This is a genomic window from Paenibacillus sp. RUD330 (genome assembly GCF_002243345.2).
In the GTDB taxonomy this organism is placed as follows: domain Bacteria; phylum Bacillota; class Bacilli; order Paenibacillales; family Paenibacillaceae; genus Paenibacillus_O.
The window spans coordinates 2,856,916-2,880,002 of record NZ_CP022655.2; the positions used below are offsets into that span (position 1 = coordinate 2,856,916).

At 58.8% G+C, this 23,087-nt stretch carries 25 protein-coding genes; 7 read left to right on the plus strand and 18 right to left on the minus strand.

Features of this window, described 5'->3' with window-relative positions; genetic code table 11:
* Positions 1 to 10 precede the first annotated feature (10 nt).
* From CIC07_RS12890 to CIC07_RS12910, 5 genes are all read right to left on the minus strand, one after another.
* Complete coding sequence (locus CIC07_RS12890) at positions 11 to 583, minus strand: histidine phosphatase family protein (protein ID WP_076355718.1); 573 nt, start codon at positions 581 to 583, stop codon at positions 11 to 13.
* 26 nt (positions 584 to 609) lie between these two features.
* Entirely contained in the window at positions 610 to 1,488 is an 879-nt protein-coding gene (locus CIC07_RS12895) for a phosphotransferase (protein WP_327205371.1), read from the minus strand.
* Between the two features lie 97 nt (positions 1,489 to 1,585).
* On the minus strand, positions 1,586 to 2,008 hold the full coding sequence (locus CIC07_RS12900; RefSeq protein WP_076355714.1) for a DUF1801 domain-containing protein: 423 nt from the start codon (positions 2,006 to 2,008) through the stop codon (positions 1,586 to 1,588).
* A gap of 130 nt (positions 2,009 to 2,138) precedes the next feature.
* Complete coding sequence (locus CIC07_RS12905; RefSeq protein ID WP_076355712.1) at positions 2,139 to 3,068, minus strand: RluA family pseudouridine synthase; 930 nt, start codon at positions 3,066 to 3,068, stop codon at positions 2,139 to 2,141.
* A gap of 136 nt (positions 3,069 to 3,204) precedes the next feature.
* Positions 3,205 to 3,783: a DUF1697 domain-containing protein gene (locus CIC07_RS12910; protein WP_083687959.1), complete on the minus strand. Its 579-nt coding sequence runs from the start codon at positions 3,781 to 3,783 to the stop codon at positions 3,205 to 3,207.
* Between the two features lie 96 nt (positions 3,784 to 3,879).
* Between CIC07_RS12910 and CIC07_RS12915 the strand changes: the two genes are divergently transcribed.
* From CIC07_RS12915 to CIC07_RS12925, 3 genes are read left to right on the plus strand one after another with little or no spacing between them, the layout of a single operon-like run.
* Positions 3,880 to 5,025 (plus strand): endospore germination permease, encoded by a 1,146-nt coding sequence (locus CIC07_RS12915; RefSeq protein WP_076355710.1) that lies wholly within the window; start codon positions 3,880 to 3,882, stop codon positions 5,023 to 5,025.
* Complete coding sequence (locus tag CIC07_RS12920; RefSeq protein WP_076355708.1) at positions 4,970 to 6,496, plus strand: spore germination protein; 1,527 nt, start codon at positions 4,970 to 4,972, stop codon at positions 6,494 to 6,496. Before CIC07_RS12915 ends, CIC07_RS12920 begins: the two co-directional genes overlap by 56 nt.
* Complete coding sequence (locus CIC07_RS12925) at positions 6,493 to 7,644, plus strand: Ger(x)C family spore germination protein (protein WP_076355706.1); 1,152 nt, start codon at positions 6,493 to 6,495, stop codon at positions 7,642 to 7,644. The genes CIC07_RS12920 and CIC07_RS12925 overlap by 4 nt, the downstream gene beginning before the upstream one ends.
* A 65-nt stretch (positions 7,645 to 7,709) precedes the next feature.
* Here CIC07_RS12925 and CIC07_RS12930 read toward each other — a convergent pair whose 3' ends face one another.
* The 8 genes from CIC07_RS12930 to CIC07_RS12965 form a co-directional block, all read right to left on the minus strand.
* Positions 7,710 to 8,519, minus strand: a complete 810-nt coding sequence (locus CIC07_RS12930) for an MBL fold metallo-hydrolase (RefSeq protein WP_234992908.1) — start codon at positions 8,517 to 8,519, stop codon at positions 7,710 to 7,712.
* Positions 8,520 to 8,567: 48 nt separating this feature from the next.
* On the minus strand, positions 8,568 to 9,464 hold the full coding sequence (gene gnd / locus CIC07_RS12935; RefSeq protein ID WP_076355702.1) for a phosphogluconate dehydrogenase (NAD(+)-dependent, decarboxylating): 897 nt from the start codon (positions 9,462 to 9,464) through the stop codon (positions 8,568 to 8,570).
* Positions 9,465 to 9,596: 132 nt separating this feature from the next.
* Positions 9,597 to 10,826 (minus strand): iron uptake transporter deferrochelatase/peroxidase subunit, encoded by a 1,230-nt coding sequence (efeB, locus tag CIC07_RS12940; protein ID WP_076355700.1) that lies wholly within the window; start codon positions 10,824 to 10,826, stop codon positions 9,597 to 9,599.
* 22 nt (positions 10,827 to 10,848) lie between these two features.
* The gene (gene efeO / locus CIC07_RS12945; protein ID WP_076355698.1) at positions 10,849 to 12,027 is read right to left on the minus strand and encodes an iron uptake system protein EfeO; all 1,179 of its coding nucleotides are present in this window, start codon (positions 12,025 to 12,027) and stop codon (positions 10,849 to 10,851) included.
* 35 nt (positions 12,028 to 12,062) lie between these two features.
* Positions 12,063 to 13,568 carry an FTR1 family iron permease gene (locus CIC07_RS12950; RefSeq protein ID WP_157741913.1) on the minus strand — a complete coding sequence of 502 codons (1,506 nt, stop codon included), beginning with the start codon at positions 13,566 to 13,568 and terminating at the stop codon, positions 12,063 to 12,065.
* A 215-nt stretch (positions 13,569 to 13,783) separates the two neighbouring features.
* Positions 13,784 to 14,500: a class I SAM-dependent methyltransferase gene (locus tag CIC07_RS12955; RefSeq protein ID WP_076355696.1), complete on the minus strand. Its 717-nt coding sequence runs from the start codon at positions 14,498 to 14,500 to the stop codon at positions 13,784 to 13,786.
* A 74-nt stretch (positions 14,501 to 14,574) separates the two neighbouring features.
* On the minus strand, positions 14,575 to 15,870 hold the full coding sequence (locus tag CIC07_RS12960) for an MFS transporter (protein WP_076355694.1): 1,296 nt from the start codon (positions 15,868 to 15,870) through the stop codon (positions 14,575 to 14,577).
* A gap of 110 nt (positions 15,871 to 15,980) precedes the next feature.
* Positions 15,981 to 16,529, minus strand: a complete 549-nt coding sequence (locus tag CIC07_RS12965; RefSeq protein WP_076356970.1) for a cysteine hydrolase family protein — start codon at positions 16,527 to 16,529, stop codon at positions 15,981 to 15,983.
* A gap of 111 nt (positions 16,530 to 16,640) precedes the next feature.
* On the opposite strand from CIC07_RS12965, the gene CIC07_RS12970 reads away from it, so the two are divergent.
* Positions 16,641 to 17,003: a DUF423 domain-containing protein gene (locus CIC07_RS12970; RefSeq protein WP_076355692.1), complete on the plus strand. Its 363-nt coding sequence runs from the start codon at positions 16,641 to 16,643 to the stop codon at positions 17,001 to 17,003.
* Between the two features lie 69 nt (positions 17,004 to 17,072).
* Here the strand turns inward: CIC07_RS12970 and CIC07_RS12975 are convergent, their stop codons facing one another.
* The 3 genes from CIC07_RS12975 to CIC07_RS12985 form a co-directional block, all read right to left on the minus strand.
* On the minus strand, positions 17,073 to 17,447 hold the full coding sequence (locus tag CIC07_RS12975; protein WP_076355691.1) for a hypothetical protein: 375 nt from the start codon (positions 17,445 to 17,447) through the stop codon (positions 17,073 to 17,075).
* A gap of 104 nt (positions 17,448 to 17,551) precedes the next feature.
* Positions 17,552 to 17,848, minus strand: a complete 297-nt coding sequence (locus CIC07_RS12980) for a hypothetical protein (RefSeq protein WP_076355690.1) — start codon at positions 17,846 to 17,848, stop codon at positions 17,552 to 17,554.
* Between the two features lie 54 nt (positions 17,849 to 17,902).
* Positions 17,903 to 18,982, minus strand: a complete 1,080-nt coding sequence (locus CIC07_RS12985) for a Rossmann-fold NAD(P)-binding domain-containing protein (protein WP_076355688.1) — start codon at positions 18,980 to 18,982, stop codon at positions 17,903 to 17,905.
* A gap of 147 nt (positions 18,983 to 19,129) precedes the next feature.
* Here CIC07_RS12985 and CIC07_RS12990 point away from each other — a divergent pair, with 147 nt between their 5' ends.
* Entirely contained in the window at positions 19,130 to 19,438 is a 309-nt protein-coding gene (locus CIC07_RS12990) for a hypothetical protein (RefSeq protein ID WP_076355686.1), read from the plus strand.
* Between the two features lie 125 nt (positions 19,439 to 19,563).
* Positions 19,564 to 20,820, plus strand: coding sequence for an N-acetylmuramoyl-L-alanine amidase (locus CIC07_RS12995; protein ID WP_234992907.1), 1,257 nt, complete (start codon positions 19,564 to 19,566; stop codon positions 20,818 to 20,820).
* A 68-nt stretch (positions 20,821 to 20,888) separates the two neighbouring features.
* Here CIC07_RS12995 and CIC07_RS13000 read toward each other — a convergent pair whose 3' ends face one another.
* Positions 20,889 to 21,767 carry a LysR family transcriptional regulator gene (locus CIC07_RS13000; protein ID WP_076356968.1) on the minus strand — a complete coding sequence of 293 codons (879 nt, stop codon included), beginning with the start codon at positions 21,765 to 21,767 and terminating at the stop codon, positions 20,889 to 20,891.
* A gap of 136 nt (positions 21,768 to 21,903) precedes the next feature.
* Between CIC07_RS13000 and CIC07_RS13005 the strand changes: the two genes are divergently transcribed.
* Entirely contained in the window at positions 21,904 to 22,806 is a 903-nt protein-coding gene (locus CIC07_RS13005) for a DMT family transporter (protein ID WP_076355682.1), read from the plus strand.
* Position 22,807: 1 nt separating this feature from the next.
* Here CIC07_RS13005 and CIC07_RS13010 read toward each other — a convergent pair whose 3' ends face one another.
* Positions 22,808 to 23,053 (minus strand): hypothetical protein, encoded by a 246-nt coding sequence (locus tag CIC07_RS13010; RefSeq protein WP_076355680.1) that lies wholly within the window; start codon positions 23,051 to 23,053, stop codon positions 22,808 to 22,810.
* Between the last annotated feature and the right edge of the window lie 34 nt (positions 23,054 to 23,087).

A 23,087-nucleotide genomic window follows, 5' to 3' on the forward strand; every position in this document is an offset into this window, starting at 1 on the left:
TCCGGATATTTCATTCGGGTTCACCATCGAGCATGCGGGATTCGTCCGCCCAAATCCTCTTCATGCTCATTCTCCCCCCATCTGCGCTCAATTGGAACAGATCCGGATTGCTCATGACTTCCCATTCCTTGAATCCGCTGTCCGGATTGAAATGCTTGAGGAGAAGCGAGATCAGGTTGCCGTGAGAGACAACGACCGCGTCCCGCCCTTCCTTCTCCATGATTTCGTTCAGCACGCTGATTCCGCGATTCGTCGCCTCACGGCTGGATTCGCCTCCGGGATAACATAATTCCGGCTCATCGAATGTCCTGCGCAGCATTTCTTTCCAATTCGGCATGGCCTGATCGGTGAGTATCCTCTCGGCCAGCCTGCCATCCAGCTCGACTGTTATTCCAAGGCTTCGCGCAAGCGGAGCGACCGATCGCTGTGCCCGTTCGAACGGACTGGACACGATGCGGTCAATCGCATGTCCAGACAAAAAGTCCGCAAGCCTATCCGCTTGGCGGAGCCCCTCCGACGTCAATGAGGCTTCAGGCGCCTGCCCGTCGGCCTCGCAATGCCTGACGATAAAAATCGAGTTCATCCTCATCTCTCCTACCGCGCATCGGCTCAATCCGATAGCGCCCGCTGAATGGTTTCTATGGCCGCCGCGGTAATTCTCGCATCCTTCTTGTCGGCAGCCTGCAGCATGATGAGCATCGGAATGTATGCCGCAATCAATCGAGCCAGCTCTTTCGTTTCCTCATCGACTACGCCGTATTCATCAAAGAATCGCTGCCTGGCCTTGGAAGGCAGATAGCTGTAAGCGACGTTGAGATCGCAAGCCGGATGGCCGACATTCATATCGCCCCAATCCATGATTCCCGAAACGAGGCCGTCCTCGTCGACCAGCATGTTCTTGAAGTGAAGATCTCCGTGCAGGAACACCCTTTTATCCGCTGCTTGATTCACGCCTCCAGCAAGCAAGTACTGGCGAAGAGCGCAATAAGCCTCTTCTCCCATATGTCCGGCAAGACTGGGCAGCAGCTCCAGCATCCTGCGTCTCCGGGATTCCAGGTCGAGCAGATTCCGATGATCGAGCGGCGCACCGCATTCCAAGGCGGTTCCAAGAGGGAACGCATGCAGCTGCCGCAAAAATACAGCCAGAGCTGTTGTCGACAGGATGCGCTGCTCATCGTTCAGTCCGATAGGATAGCGGCCATGCAAATAGTTGTATCCAAGAAACGATACGGGGAAATCGACACTCGCTTCACCCCGATACATCGGTCTGGAAAAAGGAATCGATACATGAGCTGCAAGCTGAGGCAAAATTCTCCATTCTCGCTCAAGCAGGTTTATGGCGGCTTTTCTTCTCGGAAAACGGAACACTGTATCCGATCCTATCCGGAAGACGATATTATCCCATCCATACCCGATGGCTTCGATAGGTTCTCCGGATAAATCCGGAAATTGGCTGTCGATCAATCTTCGAGCCAGACTCTCCGTCACATCCCATTCGGCATCCCATTGATTGGCGCTGATCTTCGCTCTCTCCCTTCCATGATCCTTGCGAATGCGGCTCCTTCAAGGAAGGTGATGGCACCGGTTACTTTACCGGATAAGCCTCCTTCAAAAAGGCAACCGATCGGGCAATCAAAGCCTTTAAGACATCCGTGTCGATGTCTTCCAGCTTATTGATGTAGACGCATGCTTTTCCTGCCGTGTATTTCCCGAAATCCTTCAGCATGGCTTCCCGCTCGGTATCGCCCGTCGCGAAATACAGGCTGATCTTGGCTTTGCGGGGCGAGAAGCCGACCCATGGCGCGTCGCCTTCATGACCCGACTTGTATTTGTAGTGATAGCTGCCGAATCCAATGATGCTTGGTCCCCACATTTTCGGCGGGCAACCCGTCGTCTCGGCAAAGATCCGCAGCAGCTTGAAGGCATCCTCGCGTTTTTTGACCGAATCGACGTTTTCGATGAACTCCAGCACGCTGTCGTCGGTTTCTTTCGTTTTCGGTTCAGGCATGAGCGGAATCCTCCTTATTCGATTGAGGCCATCGCCAACAAATAGAAAAAACCGTTCAGCATCCATTCTGCCAAACGGCTCTGCTTTCCTGCTGGACAAGTCGAACTCGGCATGCCGCCAAGGAATCGAATCAGCTCTTCTTTTCCGGTGCGGTCCGAAACGGACTCAAGAAGGACTTCGGCATGTCAGCCTCAAAGCGCATCAGGCTCTCCGTCACCGGATGAGTGAAAGCGAGCACGCTGGCATGCAGGCCGAGCCTTCCGATGGCCTTCGATTTGGAGCCGTATTTCTTGTCGCCGACGACGGGATGCCCCAGCTCTTCCATATGGGCGCGGATCTGGTTTTTGCGTCCGGTCTCCAGGTTGACCTCCAGCAGCGAGAAGCCGGCGCTGGACTGGATCGTTTTGTAGTGGGTCACGGCATGCTGCCCGCCGTTGGGATGCGGACTGGAATACATTTTCAGCGTGCTGCTTTCCTTCAGCCAGGAAGAGATCGTCCCTTGCGCCTTGGACACTCTGCCTTCCACCAACGCGATGTACGTTCTTTCCTTCACCGCATCCTGCCAGTTGTTCTGGAGCTGCTGCTGGACATCCTCGCTCTTGGCGAACATCATCACGCCGGAAGTATCCCGATCAAGGCGGTGCACGACGAAGATCCGGCCGGCCGGATCCTTGGCGCGGACATGGGCCGTAAGCTGGCGGTAGGCGGTCATTTCCGCTTCCTTCGGCGATGCGATGGACAGCAGTCCCGCGTCCTTGCGGATGACGATGACATGATCGTCTTCATGGAGAATCGACAACCCTGCGAGGGGCGGAGCCTCCACCGTTTTTTCGGTTTGCACCGTTACGGTTTGGCCGGGGACCAAGGGCAGGTTGTATGCGGTCGAAGGGCGGCCATCAACGGAAACCTGTCCGCGCGCGAGCATGGATTTCACCGAGTTGCGGCCGGCACCGGACAGCTTGTTCAATAAAAAGGCGAGCAATTCCGCCGGCTCTAGGACGGCATACTGCCTGGATGCCGGCGGCTTGGCTTTTGGGGCGTTGAATTTCTTTCTGTTCATCTCAAGGAAACCTCCGGTATGGGCCTATATAGGAATAAAGGACAAGATGTGCATAATCAGCCCTACAACTATACCATACAGGCAGTCCGGTTAAAAACAGCCTTCGCAAGTCCGCAAGCCATCCTGGGCGCCTCGCCTAATGGCGGGAGAGGCGTCCGTCGGCAAGCTCCTTCAGCTTCGATACGGTTTTCCAGTTCCGCACCGTCGAATTCGGAGCGATGCGCCCAAGCCGGACCGCGAGCTTGGAGTCCCGGATGCTTCCGTGGAACAGCAGATAGATTTCCCGTCCGCGGACCGCGAACCTCTCCTCGGCCGATTCGAGCTCGCGCAGCATGCCTGCCGCTTCCTCTGCGGGAGCATCGTGCAGGAAGCAGACATAGAGGCTTTCTCCTTGTCCCTTGGACTCGGCTTCCTCGATCTCCGGCAACCGGAATGGAAGCGACTCAAGGACGGAGCGCCACTGCTCGACTGTACGCAGCATGACCTCCGAATGAAACCCGAACTTCCCCATGAACGCGCGCTCGACAACAGCCTTCACTTCATCTTCCATCCCCCCGCGGCCCGCGATCAGATTGCCGCTCTGAATATACGACTGGACGTTTTCAAGTCCCGCTTCCTCCAGAGCTTCCTTGAGATCGGCCATGCGGACCCGCGCCTTTCCGCCTACGTTGATTCCTCTCAGCAAAATGATCCAATCGCTGGCTGCCGTCATCATGGTTTCCCCTTCCCTCCTGATTGTCTGAACCTCAGGTATAGAAAAAAATGGATGGCGCAAACTATCGCTTATCAATTCTTGACCGGATGTGAGCCTATGTCAACCTCGTCCTACAAAATGAACATGTTTCAAGCCTTTATGATTCTCATGCTCTCCAACGGCCTGGCCTGCCATGTCATCGTCAATCCGATGCTGCTCGACGCTTCGGGAAGGGATGCCTGGATCACCGTCATCACCGCAGGCGCTTTCTTCATTCCATGGAGCCTCCTGCTCTATTTCATGATGAAGAAGTCGTCCATGCAGAACTGGCAGTCGTGGCTTGCCCGGCATACCCACCCGGCGTTGTCGTGGATCCTGCTGGCTCCCATCTGCATCCATCTCTACTTAATGGGATTCAGCACCGTGATTCAGACCGCGAACTGGAGCGTCAGCAATTATCTCCCCGCAAGCAGCGCCTTCCAGCTTGCGGTCCTGCTCGTGCTGATCTGCCTGCTGCTCGCTTCCTGGGGAATCCGCATTATCGCGATCGCCTCCGGCGTCCTGCTTCCGGTCGTCATCATCCTCGGCTTTTTCGTCAGCATCTCGAATTCATCGGTCAAGGACTACACCCTGCTCATGCCGGTCCTGGAGCATGGCTGGAGGCCGGTCATCAACGGCTTGGTGTATGCCGGATCGGCTTATATGGAGCTTCTGGCCCTCTTGCTGCTGCAGCATCATATCCGAGGCAGGGTGAAGCCCTGGCATCTGCTTCTGTACAGCACCTGCATCGTCATCATGATGAACGGTCCCATCATCGGGGCGATTACCGAGTTCGGACCGCTCGAAGCGGCGATGCAGATGACCTCGCCCTACGAGCAGTGGAGGCTGCTGCGCATCGGGCAGTATGTCGAGCATCTGGATTTCTTCTCGATCTTCCAGTGGCTCTCGGGAGCATCGATCCGGGTCAGTCTGCCCGTCTTCATTCTCGCGGATGTCCTCCCGCTTCGCAGCTCGAGAAAGAAAGCGATCTTCATCCTGGCGGTCATGGCCAGCTATCTCGCCTACACGATACTGCCGGCGAACAACTGGACGCTGTATTTGTTGATGTTCGATTACTTCATGCCGATCTCGCTCGCCGTTTTGCTTCCATTATCCTTGATATGGACGCTTTGCGCCGCACTTGCCAAACCGGACAGGAGGAATGCGAATGAATCGTCCAAGCCAGACACCGGACCCCCGGCAGCCCCCCAGCCGACAGGCTGAAGCTCCCCGGGCATGGAGCAAAGCGGAATTCGAGAAGCAGTTCAACGGCTCCGAGGACGTCATTGTCCGCAGCGCCTATTTCGGCGAGAACAACGAAAAGGAAGTCGTGCTTCTCTACAATACCGGGTTATGCGATACAATCTCGATCAACAAATTCGTGCTTCCGGAGCTTGGGGCCAGCTACCGAAAGCTCGGCTCCTTCTCCCGGCCGCTGCTGCAGCTGTCCGAAGCGTTGACGCTGCAGGGCTTCGACCGCACTCCTGGCGCGCAGGAGGTGGAGGACATCGTCTACGACGGCATGCTCCTGCTTCTGTTCGTCCAGGAAGGAAGCCTCGCTTATATCGACTTGTCCGACAAGCCGAACCGCACGCCCTATGAATCCAGCACCGAGATATCCATCAAAGGGCCGAAGGACTGCTTCATCGAGGATGTCGACGTCAACGTCGCCCTTATCCGCAAGAGGGTCCGCAGCAGCTCGCTCGTCACCGAGCGGTATACGATCGGCAGGAGAACCCGGACCAAGGTCGTCCTCATGTATTTTCGGGATATCCTGAAGCCCAAGACGCTCGAGGAGGTCCGCACCAGACTCGGCCATATCGATATCGACGGCCTGTACAGCATCAATCAGCTGGAGGACCTGCTGACACAGAACCGTCTCAAGATCCTGCCGCTCATGGACTTCACCGGCAGGCCCGATTACGTCGTCTCCTGCCTGCTGGCAGGCAGATTCATCATTTTTGTGGACGGCAACCCCATGGTGCTGATCGCTCCTTCCGGCATCAGCCTCATCATGAAATCGCCGGAGGATGTCCACTTCAACTATTCCTACGTCTCGTTCGCGAGGCTGGTCAGGCTTCTGAGCCTGTTCATATCCATCTTCCTGCCCGGCATCTGGGTCGCTTTGATGGCCTTCCACCAGGATCAGATTCCGTTCCGGCTCATGGCGACGATATCGGTATCGAGGCTTGGATTGCCGCTGTCCTCGCAGATGGAGATGTTCCTGCTGCTCATGCTGCTGGAGATATTCAAGGAAGCGGGAGTGCGGCTGCCGAACCCGATCGGGCAGACGCTGACCTCGATCGGAGGCCTGATCATCGGGGACGCCGCCATCAGGGCAGGACTCGTCTCGCCCTCCGTCGTCGTCATCGGAGCGATCACAGCCGTATCGGGAGTGACGCTGGTCAACCAGTCGCTGAGCACGGTCATCAGCATCATCCGGCTGTTCTTTTTCCTGCTGGCATCCGTCTTCGGCCTCTACGGCTTGATTCTCGGAATCGTGCTCTTCGTCGCCTATATGTCGAAGCTGCAGTCCTTTGGCGCGAATTACCTGGCTCCTCTGTCTCCGCTCATCCCTCGGGATGTGCTGAACTCGTTCCTGCGCGCTCCGTGGTACTTCATCCGCCGCAGGCCCGCGAGCTTGTCCGAGCAGGGCATGGACGGCGACCATCAGAAAGAGGAGGAGCAGTCATGAGGCCCGTCATCATGAGGCTGGCCGCCATGCTGCTCTCCGCCGCGCTCTGCCTGACAGGCTGCGGCAACTCCAGAGACATCCAAAGCCTGGCTTATGCGACCGCCATCGCGATGGACTACAAAAACGGCAAGTACGTGGGCTACATCCAAGTGTTGAACTTCTCCAACGTCGCCCGCACCGAAAACGTCGAGCTGGGCAAGCCGGTACCGATCTGGATCGGCAAGGGAGACGGCGAGACGATTCCGGGAGCCCTGTTTGAAACCAACGCCACGGCCCAATCGCCCATCTTCTGGGGGCATGTGCGCACCGTCATCCTGTCCGAGAACATCATGAAACGGGGCGTGAAGGATTTTTTCGAGGTGCTGAACCGGCACCGGGAAGCGCGGTACAACTTCCTGGTCTACGGAACCCGCGAGAAAATCGAGGACATTCTCGTGCAGAAGTCAATGTTCAATCTGTCGCCGCTCGATACGATGATGTTCACCGCCGTCCAGATGAACACGCAGAAGTCGTTCATCCTGCCGATGACAAGCCGGGAGGTGTGGAGCTACATGAACGAGCCGGGCAACATCGGAATGATTCCGGAAATCGCCATCGACCACAAGCTGTGGATGGAGGACCGGAGCCCCAAATCGATGTTCATGATCAATGGCGCTTATTTCTTCAAGGACTATGCCATGACGGCACGAATGCGCATGGATGATCTCAAGGGCATCCGCTGGCGAAACGCCAAGCTGGACTTGACGCCGGTGAAGATTCCCTATCGGGGCAAGGCGACCGGCGTCCTCATGCTCTCCCACCCCAAATTCGTCATGAAGATTGCCGAGGTCGGCGGAGAGCCTCTTTACGATGTCGCGGTAGAATGCAGCGGTTATGTCGTCGATATGAACACGAACCTGTCCATTCGGGCGATGGAGCAACAGGCTGAGGAAGTCGTCAAGGAGGAAATCATGGCGACGCATTTGAAGTCGGTCGCCATGAAGACCGATCCGTACCATTTCCAGCTGGAGCTGTACCGGAGACATCCGGGCCAGTATATGAAGCTTCTCGGCAAGTCGGATTACTTCCTGAACGAGAAGTCGATCCGCTCGATTCGCGTCCACGTCCATCTGGACAGCACGCAGAAATCCAAAGGCCGCTCGCTGTAGCCAAAAAAACACCCTCCAAGGGGTGTTTTTTTTTGGCTGGCCGGCGTCCGGAATTCAGACGGGCTTCAGACGAATGGACGCTTGTCTTCAGCCGCATGACGATCCCCAGCATATCGGCCATGGCTCGGCACCGCGATCTCATCGAAACTCTCCGCAAGCGTCGACAAGCCTTTTCGGAGAGCTTCCCCATCCATGGGCACTCCATGGCCGGTGAGCGCAAGGGCAGGGTCCAGCTCGCGCAGGCGGCGCACCGAGAGTTTGGAGGCATGCCAGTCCGGCGTAAAATAGACCGGAGGTCCATGCACCTCTTGTTCCTGCGTCAGGACCGCCCAGGCCGACTCCTGCTTGACGGTGATGAAGGCATCGCCGGCAATGACGGTGCGATCCCGTTCCCGGAACAAGGAGATGTGGCCGGGTGTGTGGCCAGGGGTATGAATCCACCGCCATTCCGGCAGATGCGGGACATGTCCATCGGAAGGAAGCGGCTGGACGCGGCCGCCAAGTCCGAGTCCATGACGAGGATATAGAGGCGAGACCGCCGTCATGAGCCCGCCTCCCGCCGCCGGATCCGGCTCCGGATAATCCTGCGTCCCACGGACATAGGGGAGCTCGAGCTCATGGGCGTAGACGGGAACATCCCATTCCTCCAGCAGCTTTTCGAGCGAGCCTACATGGTCGAAATGGCCATGCGTCAACACGATCGACTTCGGGGGAGCCGAGCCGAACCTCTCCTCGGCCGCATCCTGAATCGACCGGGAAAATCCCGCGATTCCGCAATCGACGAGCACCCAATGTCCGGAACCCGGCTTGCCGATCATGACGACATTCGCGATCATCGTTCTCTTCAGATCCAGGTCTTCCGGAAGCGCGGTCATATGTCCAGCTCCTTTTTCCCCAGTATGCACCTCAGCCGCCTGCCGCATTCACTCCGATCTGACGACGGCATGGCCGCCGAATTCGTTGCGCAGCGCCGCTACCACCTTCCCGGTGAACGTATCGGATTCAAGCGAGCGATACCGCATCATGAGCGACATGGCGATGACCGGAATCGCCGCCTGGAGATCGAGAGCCGTCTCGACCGTCCATTTCCCTTCTCCGGAGGAATTCATGACGCCTCGCAGCTCCTCGAGGTCCGCATCCTTGGCGAAAGCCCGCTCGGACAGCTCCATCAGCCATGAACGGATGACGGAGCCGTTGTTCCATACCCGCGCCACTTTCTCGTAATCGAAGTCGAAGCCGCTCTTCTCGAGCACCTCGAAGCCTTCGCCGATCGCGGCCATCATGCCGTACTCGATTCCGTTATGGACCATCTTGAGAAAATGCCCGCTGCCTGACTTGCCGGCATACAGATAGCCGTCCGGAACCGACGTGTCCCTGAAGATCGGCTCCACGGTCTCCCATGCATCCGCGTCGCCGCCGACCATGTAACACGCGCCGCTCCTCGCCCCTTCCATGCCGCCGGAAGTTCCCGCGTCCACGTACGAGATGCCTGCTTCCTTCATCCGCTCGTATCTGCGGATCGTCTCCTTGTAATGCGAATTCCCGGCTTCGATGATGATGTCTCCTTTTGCGAACAGGCTCCCAAGCTCTTCCAGCACGCCGTCGACGACTTGGTGAGGAACGAGGATGAGCGCGATTCTCGGCATCGGCAGCGAGTCCGCGAGCTCCTTCAAGGTGAAGGCACCCTGCGCTCCTTCATTCCGGAGCTCCTCCACTGCCTTCGGATTCACGTCGAACGCCGTGATTCGATAGCCGTGATCCATCAAGTTCCTTCCCATATTCATGCCCATCTTGCCAAGCCCGATCAAGCCGATATGCATGATCCGATTCCTCCTCTGTCCTGGTCTTCCTTTCCTTACCCGGAGAGAAGGAAGGGGAAGCTTAGTCTTCCCGGTACAGATCGCGCCATGCAAAAAAAGGAGCTTCCGCCATCAAGGCTGAAGCTCCTTAACCTATCCTTCCAGCAGCGCCTGTCCGATGTACTGCCCTTCCCGGATTCCTCCAGGACAGGCATACATCGCGCTTGCGATATGCTGGGTATACTCGTTGAGCTTGTCCCTGCTCTGCATCATGCGCAGCATGGGGATGAACTGCTTCGACGGATCGCGCTGATAGCTGAGAAACAGCAGCCCCGCGTCGAGCTGGCCGGTTCTGGAATCGATCGCTCCCGTATAAGAATATGCGCGCCGATGAATGCTCTGTCCGGAATCCTTTGCCAGCCGGACATGGGAATCGGCAGGCAGCTCGGCCTTCACGACCGGGTCGAATTCGGCTTTCGTCCCGTACGCGGCTCCGCTGTCCTTGGAACGGCCGAATGTATCCTCCTGGGCTTGCAGCGATGAACGGTCCCATACTTCCAGCAGCATGCGGATTTTCCTGTAGGCGAGATACGATCCCCCTCTCATCCAATCCGGCTCATCCGCTCCCGCCCACAGAACCTCGCCATAACCTTGCGGAGTCTGATGCAGGCTGTTGGCGGTGCCGTCCTTGAAACCGAACAGGTTGCGCGGCGTCTTGCCTTCCGGCGCGCTGATGAAGCCCTCTTCCGTCCAGTTGACGACGGCGGAGCCGGTCGCGAGCCGGATCAGGTTGCGAAGCGCGTGGAACGCGACCTGCTGGTCGTTCGCGCAGATCTGGACGACGATGTCTCCGCCCTTGAAGCCTTCCTCGATATGGTCCTTGGGCATCCGGGGAATCTCCTCCAGATGCAGCGGCTTGCGCGAGGCGATGCCGAAGCGGTCCGAGCCTTTGTCGAGGAAGAAGGAAGTGCCGAACCCATACGTGATCGTCAAGCCGGCAGCTCCAAGATCCATCGCCTCGCCGGTATCCGCCGGCGGCAGCAGCCCGTTGCCGCTGCTCTGCCTGTATCCGCCCGAAGCGCTGAGGTCGCTGAAGCGCGTCCACTCCTTGAGCATGGCGATCAGCTCGGCTCGGCCGATATCCAGGATGCGGAAGCTTGCCAGATACATGTAGGTCTGCTGAGGCGTTGCGATTCCGGCCTGATTCGGCCCGTAAAAAGCCGTTTCCTGAGACGCTTCCGCCGAAGCCTTCTTCTGGCCGAGAGCGGACAGCACGGCTCCCGCCCCTCCTCCACCGAGAGCGAGCGCCGCGCCGGCGACTGCGGACAGCTTCAGAAAATCTCTTCGCGATACTTTGGACGGGTTCTTGTCCACTCTGTCCACTTCCTTTTCGCTGCGGTTCGGATTACAGAATAGCCGCGGTCTGGGTCATCAGCTCCGACAGCTGGCTCAGCTTGTCGCTGATTTCCCGGATCTGGTCGGTCGTCAGCTTGTCGTAGGCGACATATTCGCCGCTCTTGCGGTAGGTGAGCAGCATCGCTTCCATGTCCTGGAACTGCTTGTCGAGCTTGTCCGCAAGCTCCGTATTGTGCTCGTTGAGGGCAGGGATGATCGCCAGATAGACCGTTTTGGAGCCGTCGACATTCGCTGCGAGGTCGACGAGATCGCTTTTGGAATAGATCTCTTCTTCGCCGGTGATCTTGGAGGTCGCCGCCTCGTTGATCAGCTCGATCGCTCCGGCAACCATCGTCTTGGCATCAAGCTTGATATCCTGCACCTTCGCAGCCAGCTCCTCGGTGTCCTTCACCAGCTGATCTCCATAGACATCCATGCCGGTCAGCGATTCGTCGGCCCATAGAGCTTTCTCGATCCGGTGGTAGCCCGTCCATTGACTCTCGTTCTCCACATCCGCCAAGCGGGCGTCGATACGTGGATCCAGATCGCCGAAGCTTTCCGCCACAGGCTCGATCGTTTCAAAATAAACGCGCGCTTTCGTATATTCCGACTTGGCCGCTTCCATATCGCCGGATTTGACGGCTTCCGCGAACACCTTGGTGGAAGCCGCAAGCGCCTTGGCCTGCTCCTTGACAAAAGCCTCGTAGTTGGCGACAGCCTTGTCCAGCAGCTCGGAGGAGCTGCTGCTGGACGGCTTGGCCTGCTGCAGCGCATCCAGAGCCTGCATCAGCTTTTGAGCGGTTGCCGCGAGAGCATCGAAATCCACTTTGTCGTAAGCCGATGCCGAGAAGATCGGAATTTCATGCTTTTCAACTTCCGTGTACTCAAGCGGGAAAGCCGTTCGGACCGTATTTTCATAGGACAGCCAGATGTCGTTGATGGCTTTGCCCTGCTTCTTGACTTCGTCCAGGTCCTTCCTGGACAGAGCATCCTGAAGCTTGCCCGTCTGTTCCTTCATTTTGGAGGTGCCGTCCAGTACAGCCTGGTTGCCGCCTGCTGCAGCCGACGAATTGGAGGCTCCGGAATCGGCCGCGGGTCCGCCTGTTCCTGTATTTGCCGAAGAACAGGCGGAGAGCAGCAGAATGCCGCCAAGAGACAATGCCGTCAGAGCTTGAGCGCGTTTCTTCATCGAATTCAGATCTCCTGTCGATAATCAATCATTTTTTAGGTTGCGGTTTCAGTCCGGCCTGCACGGCCTCCGAGCCGCTTAAGCCATCCAGGCGCGGATCCTGCCAGCGCGAGCAGCACGAAGACAAGCTGTGGAAGCGTGCTGTACCAGGAAGGATAAAGGCTGATCGAAGCCCACTGAGGCAAGTAATCCTTCACGTCGGAAGGGATTACCCCTGCCATTTGCAGGCTGTGGATGCCGGATCCAAGAAATTTGAAGCAGAGATAAAAGACAACGAGGCTGGACGCCAGAAACAGCGGCCGCACCGGAAGCTTCTGTCCTGCCTTCAGGATGACGAATGCTAGGAAGAACAGCAGTCCGAACCCTGCCCCGATGCCGGCTGCGAGCGTCCCCGGACTCATCTTGCCTGCCAGTCCGATCAGGAAAATGACCGTCTCCAGGCCTTCACGCAGGATGGCGAAGAAAGCGAGAAGGCCAAAGCTGACCATCCGGCCGCTCGAGGCGGCTTTGTCGCTCTGGCGGTTCAGGAACTTGTTCCAGCGGCCGATATCCGCATTGCGGTGGAGCCAGTAGCTCACATAGAGCAGAAGCAGGCTGGAAAGGATGCCGGTCCAGCCGTTGATCAGCGAGTTGCTCCCTCCAAATGCCTCCGAAGAGAACAGGATCGCAATGGCAAAACCGGCCGCGAGGCAGACAAGCATGCCCAGCGTCGATCCTCCGATTACCCACCGCTTCGCCGACGCCGAATTGGATCGGCCTGCGGCCACGAGCAGCGCGCCGACGACAAGAACCGCCTCGAGACCTTCTCTCAGAGGGATCAGGGCGGCGTCCCACCAGCTGTATCCAGCCTCCGCAAGAGGCGCAAGACTGTCGGCCATTCTCTTCAAGACCCCGGATGCCTGCGGTCTTTGGCCTTCGTTGGCCAAGTAGGCATCCGCAAGGACGAGATCCCGTTCCGTGTCGTTGTATGCTTTCTGCGAGCGGCTGACGACATCGCCCTCCACGGCCAGCCACTGGCTCTGGAGCTGCTTGACCAGGCTCGCGGCTGCCGCCCAATCCTGACGGTCGGCCTTGTTCCTGGCTTCGGCCAGCTTGGAGATGTAGGCGGCCAGCGTCATCCTCGTCTTGCCGTCGTTGCCGGCGTAAGCGCCGTCTTCATAGTTGTGAAGGGAGAATCTCAACGCGCCGGAAGTATCGAGAGCTGCGGACATATCCTTGGTCAATAGGGACAGGGACAGATCGGCGATCTGCTTATCGATTTCTAGGGCGAGGTCAAGAGACTCGCCCTTGACCTCCGCTTTATGAAGAGCCCACCATTTCTTGACGGCCTTGAATGCTTCTGCGGCCGCCTGGCTGTCCTTCGCTTCAAGGCTCGCATATATTTGATCCGCTTGTCCCGATATGGCGGGCATATTCCCTTTTGCATTGCTGTCGCCGGCTCCGCTTGCCCATGCTGTCTGGCCGGCCATCAGCATGGCTGCCAGCATTCCGAGCAGCATCAGCCTGACGATGCGCATACTTGCCGCAGCTTCCAGGTTCACTTCCATCGGCCTCCGAACTGCAAATCATATTGATAATCATTATCAGTTAACCAGTAAATAATAATGGAATACGTGTTTGAGTGTCAATGTATTTTTCTTGACGGTTTCGCCGGTTTTTAAAAACTCGATCTATGGTTTACATAATTATGCTTACTATATTGTCAAGCAAAAATTGAGAGCCTGCATCGATTGCAGGCCCTTCTCTCTTCAGCCTCTTAGCTTTTTTGAAAAACCATCAACACGGAACGAGCTGTGAACTCTGTTTTTTCCTCATATTTCTCTTCTTCAACGGCGACATCGTTCCGCTCGTCCCGGAGCAGATTCCAATCGGCGTATGCATCCCGCAGCAACCGGTCCGCTTCCTCTTCCGGAAGGTTGAGCTCGATCTTCGCGTCAAGCTCCTCCCCTGTCGCCGCCGCTCTCTCGGAGATTCCGGTATTCATGGCCAAGCAGTGAATGCCGCCGGTCCGGGTTGCCTGCTGCAGCCTCCCGATAACGGCTTTAAGGGCATCCTCCGAGGAAACATGCTCCAGACAGCCGCAAGCGACGACATAATCATAGGCATCCGGTTCGTAATCCGCTTTTTCGGCATCACACCGGACCGCCTCCACTTGCTTCTCGACTCCATACTTGCGGGCATTTTCCGCCAGCTTGCTTGCCGCTTCCTCAAGCAGATCGCTTCCGGTCAACCGGCCGTCTCCAGCCTCCTGCAGCCTCTTGGCGATAGGAATGGCATTGCGGCCTGATCCGCAGCCGAGGTCAAGCACAGCTGGATTCGGATTGCCGGCGATGACGAGCTCCAGGTATTCCATGACAGCCGGGATCGGTTCCGACAGCCAGCTGCCCGGCTCCAGAATCTCCTCGGTCTCATACAGATGGGCATGATAAGCTTTCTCCGATTCCCTCGCTTCTTCAAAATCCGTCTTGGACATGGGGATCCTCCCTGGCATTCAAAGTGTATGATCCCTTCATACCCTGCTTCGGCGCTGTTGAAAATGGAACTGTCTCAAGCTTCGGCCTCCTCCGCCGGCTTGAAGCGGTCCTTGGAGAAGAGATACCAGAACATGACGGCGATGAGCGTATAAATGACTGCCGTAACCGAAAAGGCCCAAGCATACCCTTGGTAAGGTCCGTATTTGGCGACAAGGCCCGTGCTGATCGGAGCTGCGATGAACCACCCCAGATTGAACATCGCTTCGCCCGAGCTCGCTGCCAGCCCCCGGAGCGAGCGATGCACATACTTCATCTTGATCGTATTGTAGAATGGATTCGCGGCATTCATCAGCGCCTGGCGGAACAAATATCCTGCGCCGGCGAGCCAGAATTGATGCGTATAAGCGGTCAGGACAAGAAACGGGATGGAACTGAGCTGAAGCCATACGACCGCCTTGACCTCTCCCATCCGGCGGGCGATGGCCGGACCAAGCAGATAGGCGACCGCCGTCGCGCCTTGGCCAAGCGCAACGACGAGGCCGATGACCGATTTGGACGCCTCGAAGCGATCCTCGAAATAAACGTTCAGATAAGGTACAACCATTCCTCCCGCCATCGCGGAAAGCAGGCTGAGCAGCGTGAAGGCGCCGATGGCGTAGAGCGAGGAGCGATGCTCCTTCATGGCCGCCTTGAGCCGCACACCCTTCACGGGGCTCGGCGGCTGCGGGACTTCTTCCTGCGGGATGGATGTCCCCTGCTCTTCCTCTCCGAACAGGAGGACGGGAATCAGTCCCGCCCCGGCTATCGCGGTGCCGATCAGCAGCGTAAGCCGCAGGCTGAGCACCTCGCCCACACCCGTATGCTGCAGCAGGTCGGTGATGAAGCCGCCGGCCAAATTCCCTACCACGTTGGCCGCCATTACGAGCGCCATGTTGAAGCTGAACAGATGAATCCTTTGCCTTGCGGTCGAGTTGTTCGCCATGAAAGGCAGTATCGTTGCCGATACGATCGCCTGGGCGATGCCTCCCGCGAACGCGGATCCGGTCAAGCCGCCCGCTCCCGGCAGCCAGGCGCGGAGGATGAGCGCCGCCACGACTGCGGCAGCCCCGATGCTGATCATCCGCTTCGGTCCGAAGCGGTCATTGGCCAGGCCGGCGGGAATCAGGATGAGCGCGGAAGCCAGCGCGGTCATGCCGACGATCTGGCCGACCATCGTCGGCTCGTAGCCAAGCGCTTTCACATATAAGTTGTAGACGAGGCTGTACATGCCGAGCCCCACGTTCCAGAGCATGTTGAACACAAAAAACAACCGGATATTCCGGCTGTAGCTCTGGATTTGCATCTGCCATTCTCTCATGAAGTTGGACATGTTACCCATACTACCTCAAGCGGCAGATTCCGACAATACTCCCTAACAGTCAAGCCCGAAACGCAAAAAAAGAGCTTGTTCGACAAGGAACAAGCTCCGGAAAGCCGGGATCAGAGTATCTCCGCTCCCAGGCAAGCGCGGAAATGCCGCAAAGCCCATTCATGTCCGGCCTGGTCGAAGCTCGCGACCGCATGCTCATGGATGAACAGGGAGTAATGGAGATTGTAGGCGTCTACGGCAGTGTGCAGGATGCAAATATCCGTGCAGTCGCCGACCAGATGCAGGTCGGTGATTCCTCTCTCCCGCAGCCGCAGATCCAGGTCGGTGCCGGCAAAAGCCGAGTAACGGGTCTTGTCCATATAAACGACGTTGGGCAGCTCCTTGATGCTCTCGTACGTATCGGCCAGCGAGCCGTACAGCTCCCTTCCCCTCGTCCCTCTCTGATTGTGGGGCGGGAACAGCTTCGTTTCAGGATGCCACGGATTTCCCGCCTCATGGACGTCGACCGCGAATACGACCAAGTCTCCGGCTTCCGCGAATTCCCGGGTAAGCCGGACGACCTCCGCCTCGATGGCCTGTCCAGGCTTGCCGCATGTCAACGCGCCGTCATCCGCTATGAAATCATACGTATAATCGATATTGATCAGTGCTCTCATGATCTTCATCCTCTCTATCGGATCTTCCATGCCGGATATACCCGGCCGCTCTCCCGTTCGTTGACGGATCGACCCTGATCCGCTACGATTCGTGATGGAGGAGGCGTTGAAGAAATGAATGCATTCATAGGTTTGGGAGCCGCCGTCCTGTTCGTCGGGGTCGCCCTCGGCGCTTTCGGCGCCCATGCGCTCAAGCGCAAGCTGAGCGAGGACAAGCTGGCCGTATACCAGACGGGAGTCCTGTACCAGCTTGTCCATGGAATCGGCCTTCTCGGCATCGGTCTTGCCGGATTCGTTTCCGACTCCGCCCTGCTGGAAGCCGCCGGCTGGCTGCTGGCGGCGGGCATCCTGCTGTTCTCGGGAAGCCTCTATGCCCTGAGCCTGTCCGGAATCCGCAAGCTGGGAATCGTCACGCCGATCGGCGGCCTTGCTTTCCTGGCCGGCTGGGCGCTGATGGCCGCCGCTTTCTGGCTGTAGCGCGCGGCTTATGTAAGGATGCCGATTTCCGCCCAGGCGGAAATCGGGCCATCGGCGCAGAACGCCGTCTCAAGCTCCGGCAAGACCGAGCATCGGTGACAGCTCCAGCGGCAGAATCCGTTGGGAAGGCACCAGATTGCCTGCCGAATCCACTCCATTTACCGACATCGCCATTTCCGAGAGATCGTCCACATTGTTCAGCTGCATCTCGTAGACGGACAGTCCCGACACGACGAACGAACGGGAGACCGCCGAGTTCGAAGGCACCATGAACCCTGCCACATAGATCGGCGACAAGGTCGAGCTTCCGATCGGGATTCCAAACACCTGAACGACGACAAGCGCTTCGTCCGGACCCAGGTTCCGGGCATAAAGCAAAGCTTGTGCCGCCGCAGTCCCCCCCTGAGCCACATTCGCCATCAAACCGGTTGTATATGTCGACATGCCGACCACTCTCCTCCACCATGACCTGTCCTATTCTATTCGGAAGGCGTTGATGAGGTCACGGTCGACAGCAATGACAGGCAAATGCCTGCCCCGCTCGCGTCCTACAGCCGATCCAGCTGCCTGCGCTCCGCGCTCGGCTTGCATTCCCGGCACAAGCCGACCACGCGGCCGTTCTCGTCGGAATAAAAGCTCAGCCGCCCAGCCGGCTTGCGGCATGAGGAGCATAATTGAGATCCCGGCTTCATAGCGGCTGCGGTGCCGCTTGCGCCTTTCCGGGAACGGTATGCGTTCATGCGGACGACCTTGCTCTTGCCTTGCGTGCCCGCTGCCCTCGAACGGCTCCAAACCCATGCTGCGGCTGCCGCGATCGCCGCCCCGGCTATCCAATATCCGATCATTGCCTTCTCCTCCATGCCAATGGATACGTTCAACCTGTTCGAACGAACAAGGCTCTATCTCCATTTTTTCAAATGTCTCCCAAAAGCATACATGACGAGCAAATGAAGTTGCGCTTGCGTGGACTTATACAGCAGCCAAGGCAGCGACGGGATGAAATCGTGGATGGCCGCGAGGCATTCCCTTGATCCCGGGAGCAGCAGAAATTCAAGCCTCCCCCGTCCCGCTGTTCCCTTGCGGGACAGCAGCCCTCCGCTGATCCCGAAGGCGAAGCAGCGGGAAGCGCTCGCTTGTCTGCGCTCAGTCAGCTGCAGGAGCGGACGCGGAATCCCTGCCGCATAGATTCGGCATTCCCCCGCTGCATTCCTGTCTACCCGCAGCAGCGGGCGGCCGATGCGGGACAGCCAATCCACATAATGGAGGGCCGCTTGCTCCGCGTCCATGCCGTCCGGCAGACTGAATCTCTGGACGGATCGGACATCCCGCCTGCGGTCTGCTTCATGTGCGCATTCCGCTTGCCCGGACGCCTCGCGGACGGCCTCTCCAGTTCCGTCCTCCCCTGCGTCCGCGCCATAGCCCAACGCGGCGCAAATGGCCGCTGCGGCATGAAGCGGCTCTGCGCCGCCCGCTGAGATGATCGTCAGCGGAACTCCGTGGGAAGCGAGAATGCCCTCCGCTTCCCGGCGCTCTTGAAGGTTGCCGGCCCACCTCTGCCTCGGCGCTCCCGGCGGGGTATTTCCGTTCAGGCAGATTATCCGCCCCACGCCGCTTGCCGCCGCGGCAAACGCGAAATGCTCCGCCAGCAGGGCGTTCAGGTCCCGCGATGTCCCTTGGGTCAGACCTGCAGACGGCTTCCCTGCATGGAGCAGGTATATGGCCGTATCGACTCCCGCCAGAGCGTGCAAGGCTTCTTCCTGCGAAAAGAAGTCGCAGGTCCGCCACTCCATGCTCTCGGCATGGCCGCTCGCCGCAGGATGCCTGACAATGCCGACGAGAGCCGCCTCGGGCGGCAGCATGGCGGCGAGCCTGCTCCCTACCGCTCCGCCAGCGCCGGCGATCGCGATGACCGGGCGGCGGCTTCGCACGCCTGCTATGCCAGCAGCGTTGGGCCCTTCCGGCCTGATGGAATTTTCCAAAGCCCCGCCTCCTTTCATTCCAATATGCATTCATACCCTAGGGACGCCATGGCCAAAAGCGGAATGGCTCGAAAGCATCCTATTGCGCACAGCGGGCACCTTGTGAGAATATAGCGGTATCCAATTTCTACAAGGAGTGATCAACCGATGCGCAAAAACCTGGAAAGATTCAAGCAGGCGCTGCAGAACGAGAACAAGCTCACCGGGCATGAAGGCGTCCTGATCGCTTTCGACCATCTTCTCGACCTCCTTGAAGAACATGAGCAGTATCACCGCGTCGAGATCGGAGCCCGCAGCACCAACAGCGAGAAATCCAACGGCGAGGTGGAGGCCGCGATCCGGCAAGAAACGGAGTTTTTCCGCAATGCCGTGCATACGGTCATCGAACGGACCGTATCCGACCTGATCCACAAAGGCCAGAAAGACTGGAAGAAGTTTTACGACCGGGTCGACTGACGGCCTGCGCCTGCCTGCCCCGCCGGGGCAGGCTTTTTTTCATTTTTGCCTGGCGGGGCCGTCCGCCCTCACTCCTTGTCCACTCCAGGAATAGAGTAATGCATGACCGAAAGGAGTGATTGATTATGGCCAAAACACCCATCCTGGGCTCCCAGTCCGTATCGGCCGACACGATGATCCGGTATGTGGCGGGCGTGAATTCTTCCTTCAACGGTGAGATCGCCAGGCAGTTCCTGGCCGTCGGCGCCCGCTACGGCGTGCGCGGGGACATCGCCCTGTGCCAATCGATCCATGAGACGAACTGGTTCCGCTTCGGCGGAGACGTCCAGCCGTCGCAGAACAACTTCGCCGGCATCGGCGCGACGGGAGGCGGCAATCCGGGCGCTTCGTTCGCTACGGTCGCCGAAGGCGTCACGGCGCAGATCCAGCATCTGTTCGCCTACGCTTCCACAGCGGCCGTGCCTGCCGGGGAAACGATCGTCGACCCCCGCTTCCCGCTCGTGGCGCGCGGCTCGGCGCCGGCGTGGGAAGACCTTGCCGGCCGCTGGGCCGTACCCGGTTACGACCGGACCAAGTACGCCAGCCTCGCAGACGCCATGGCCGCCGGCGAGACTTACGGACAGCGGATCCTGACACTCTACCAGGCGATGGCCGCAGCGCCGTCCGCGGCGCTTCCCATCCTCGCGCTGGACGCGGGCCATGGAGGCACGGATCCCGGCGCTTCCGGCAACGGCATCGTCGAGAAGGACAGCGCCCTCGACTTGACGCTGAAGACAGCCTCCTACCTGAGGAGCAAGTACGCCGTCGATATCCGCCTCACCCGCAGCAGCGATCTGTTCGTCGCCTTGAGCGACCGGGCAAGCCTGGCGAATGGCTGGGGGGCGGCCTACTTCGTCTCCATCCATCATAACGCAGGGGGAGGGGAAGGCTACGAATCCTATGTGTATCCCGGAACCCGCACCGGCGCCTCCGGCCGCAGCCAGGACGCCGTCCATAGCGCGATCATGGCTTACCTGAAGCCGCTGGGCGTTGCGGACAGGGGCAAGAAGGAAGCGAACTTCGCTGTCCTGCGCGAGACTTCGATGCCTGCCCTGCTGCTCGAAAACCTGTTCGTCGACCAGTCGTTCGACGCCGGCTTGCTGAAGGATGCCGCCGTCCGCCAGAACCTGGCTGCCGCCATCGGCGAAGGAATCGCGGCCGCCATGTCGCTTAAGCCCGTATCTGCGGCGGCTGCGCAATCGTACAAGCAGGAAGCCATCGACTGGCTCTATGCCCAAGGCTTGCTTACAGACCCGGCCTGGAAGCAGCAGCCGGAAGCTCCGCTGCCGCTGTGGGCGGAAGCCCTCGTCCTTCAACGGCTGCACAGCCGGCTGTTGTCCTGATGCTGCAAGCGCCGCGACAGCGGCGCCTACATAAGGAAGCCGTCCTCGCGTTGCGCATCGGACTGCCTTCAGAGCTGCCTGGATTCCATGAATCGCTTGATGTAGTCCAGGAATCGGCGGGCTGCGGGAGACAGCAGCTTGAACGAGGAGGCTGCGATCGCCAGCGTCCGGTAGCGCCCATCCTCCAGCTCGACCATTGCGGCGTGATGATCCCTGCCCTGCAGCACGAGCTCAGGAAGGATGCTGATGCCGAGGCCGTGCTCGACCATGGCGATGATGGCATAATCATCCGCCGTCTCGTACTTGATGCGCGGCCTCTGGATGACCTCCTCAAGAATGCGCCGGACGTCATAGTCGGAGCCTTCCTTGGGGATGATGAAGTCCTCGCCTTGCAGCTGCTGGAGAGACAGGAACGGCTGGCCGGCGAGCGGATGGTCGGCCGGCAGCACGCAGAGCATGCGGTCCTTCTTCAGCGCCAGCGTGTCGAGGCCCTCCCGGGCCGGCAGGCTCAAGAAGCCCATATCCATGCTCCCGTCGGTGATGCCCTCCTCGATATCCCGGTAATCCCCCTCGATCAGCTTGATCTCGATTCCGGGATAGTCGCGGTCGAACTCCTTGATCATCTGCGGCAGCCAGTGGACCGACACGCTCGTGAACGTGCCGAGCCGCACCGTGCCCGCCTGCAGCCCTTTGATCGCCGCGATCTCCTGCTGAAGCTGTTCCTGCCAGGACAGCATCTCGCGCATCGGCTTCAGCACCCTCTCCCCGTTGACGGTGAGCCGGATGCCCGAACGGCTGCGGGTGAGCAGCTGGATGCCGAATTCCTTCTCCAGGCTGCCGAGCGCATGGCTCACTCCCGATTGGGTCAAGCCCAGCGTCTCCGATGCTTTTGTCAAGCTTCCGAGCTCGACGACAGCGCTGAATATTTCGTATTTGACCAGACTCATGAGCGGGTGCTCCATTCCTTCATAATCATGAATTTCCTTCATGCAAATCATGAATAACATTCAATTCCCTTATGTTATGGTTCCTAGTATACTTTACCATCGGAAGATACGACAAGAAGAGGACGGGAACACGAACATGAAGAAGTCGGAATGGCTGCTCGTAATGGTAACGATATGCTGGGGATCCTCCTACCTCCTGATGAAGCTGGCGTTGGACTCAGTCGGAGAAATGACGCTGATCGGGCTGAGGTTCGGCATAGCCTTCGCGCTTACGGCCGTGCTCTTCCATCGGAAGCTGAAAGGCTTGTCCTTGCATACGACCGGTTATGCAGCCTTGCAGGGAGCGCTGCTGCTCGGCGTCTTCGTCTCCATCACGTACGGCCTCAAGACGACGAGCACGTCGAATGCCGGCTTTCTCGTCAGCCTGACGGTCATCTTCGTGCCGATCCTGTCCGCCGTGTTCATGCGCCAGAAGATGAAGCCGCAGCTGACGGCCGGCATCAGCCTCGCGATCGCGGGCATCGGCCTGCTCACGCTGAAGATGCCTCTCAGCATGCAGCCGGGAGACATTCTGTGCATCGCCGCGGCATTCTTGTATGCCGTATATGTGCTCGTCACCTCGCGGGCTGTCCGGAAAAAGGTCGACATGTTCCAGCTCGGCATCCTGCAGCTGGCGTTCACAGGCGGTTACGGCTTCATCCTGGCCTTTCTCCTGGAGAAGCCTTCCCTGCCGCATTCGCTGGACGGCTGGCTCTCCGTCGGCGCGCTGGCGGTCGTGTGCAGCGCCTTCTGCTATATCGCGCAGCCGCTCGCCCAGCGGTATACCTCTCCGGCCCGGGCCGGCCTCATCTTCGCGCTCGAACCCGTCTTCGCCGCCATGTTCGGCTATCTGTTCGCAGACGAGGTGCTGAAGGTTCAAGGCTATATCGGAGCCCTGCTCGTCCTGTCCGGCGTGCTCGTATCGGAATACGGAGGGCGCTGGCTGTCGGGGCTGCGCAAAAAAAAACCAGGCCAGCCGGCCGTTCCGGCCGAGACCTGATTCACGCCATGGCGCATGCCTGGTTTGCCGCGCGGGCTTTGCCCGCCGCCGCGAGCGCATGCTCCATGGCCGTTTTTTTGATCTCGTCCGGATGAAGGCTGTCGCGGCTGAACATCTCGCAGAGCGCATCCTGCGCCGCCTGCACCGCGAGCTTCTCGTTCTGCAGCAGATACATGCATACGCTGTAGCAGTCCAGCTCGGCGGCGCGCAGCCGGCGAATCCTGTCGGCTTGATCCCTCTTGCTCATGATCCAATCTCTCCCCCGTGGCATTGCTCTATCT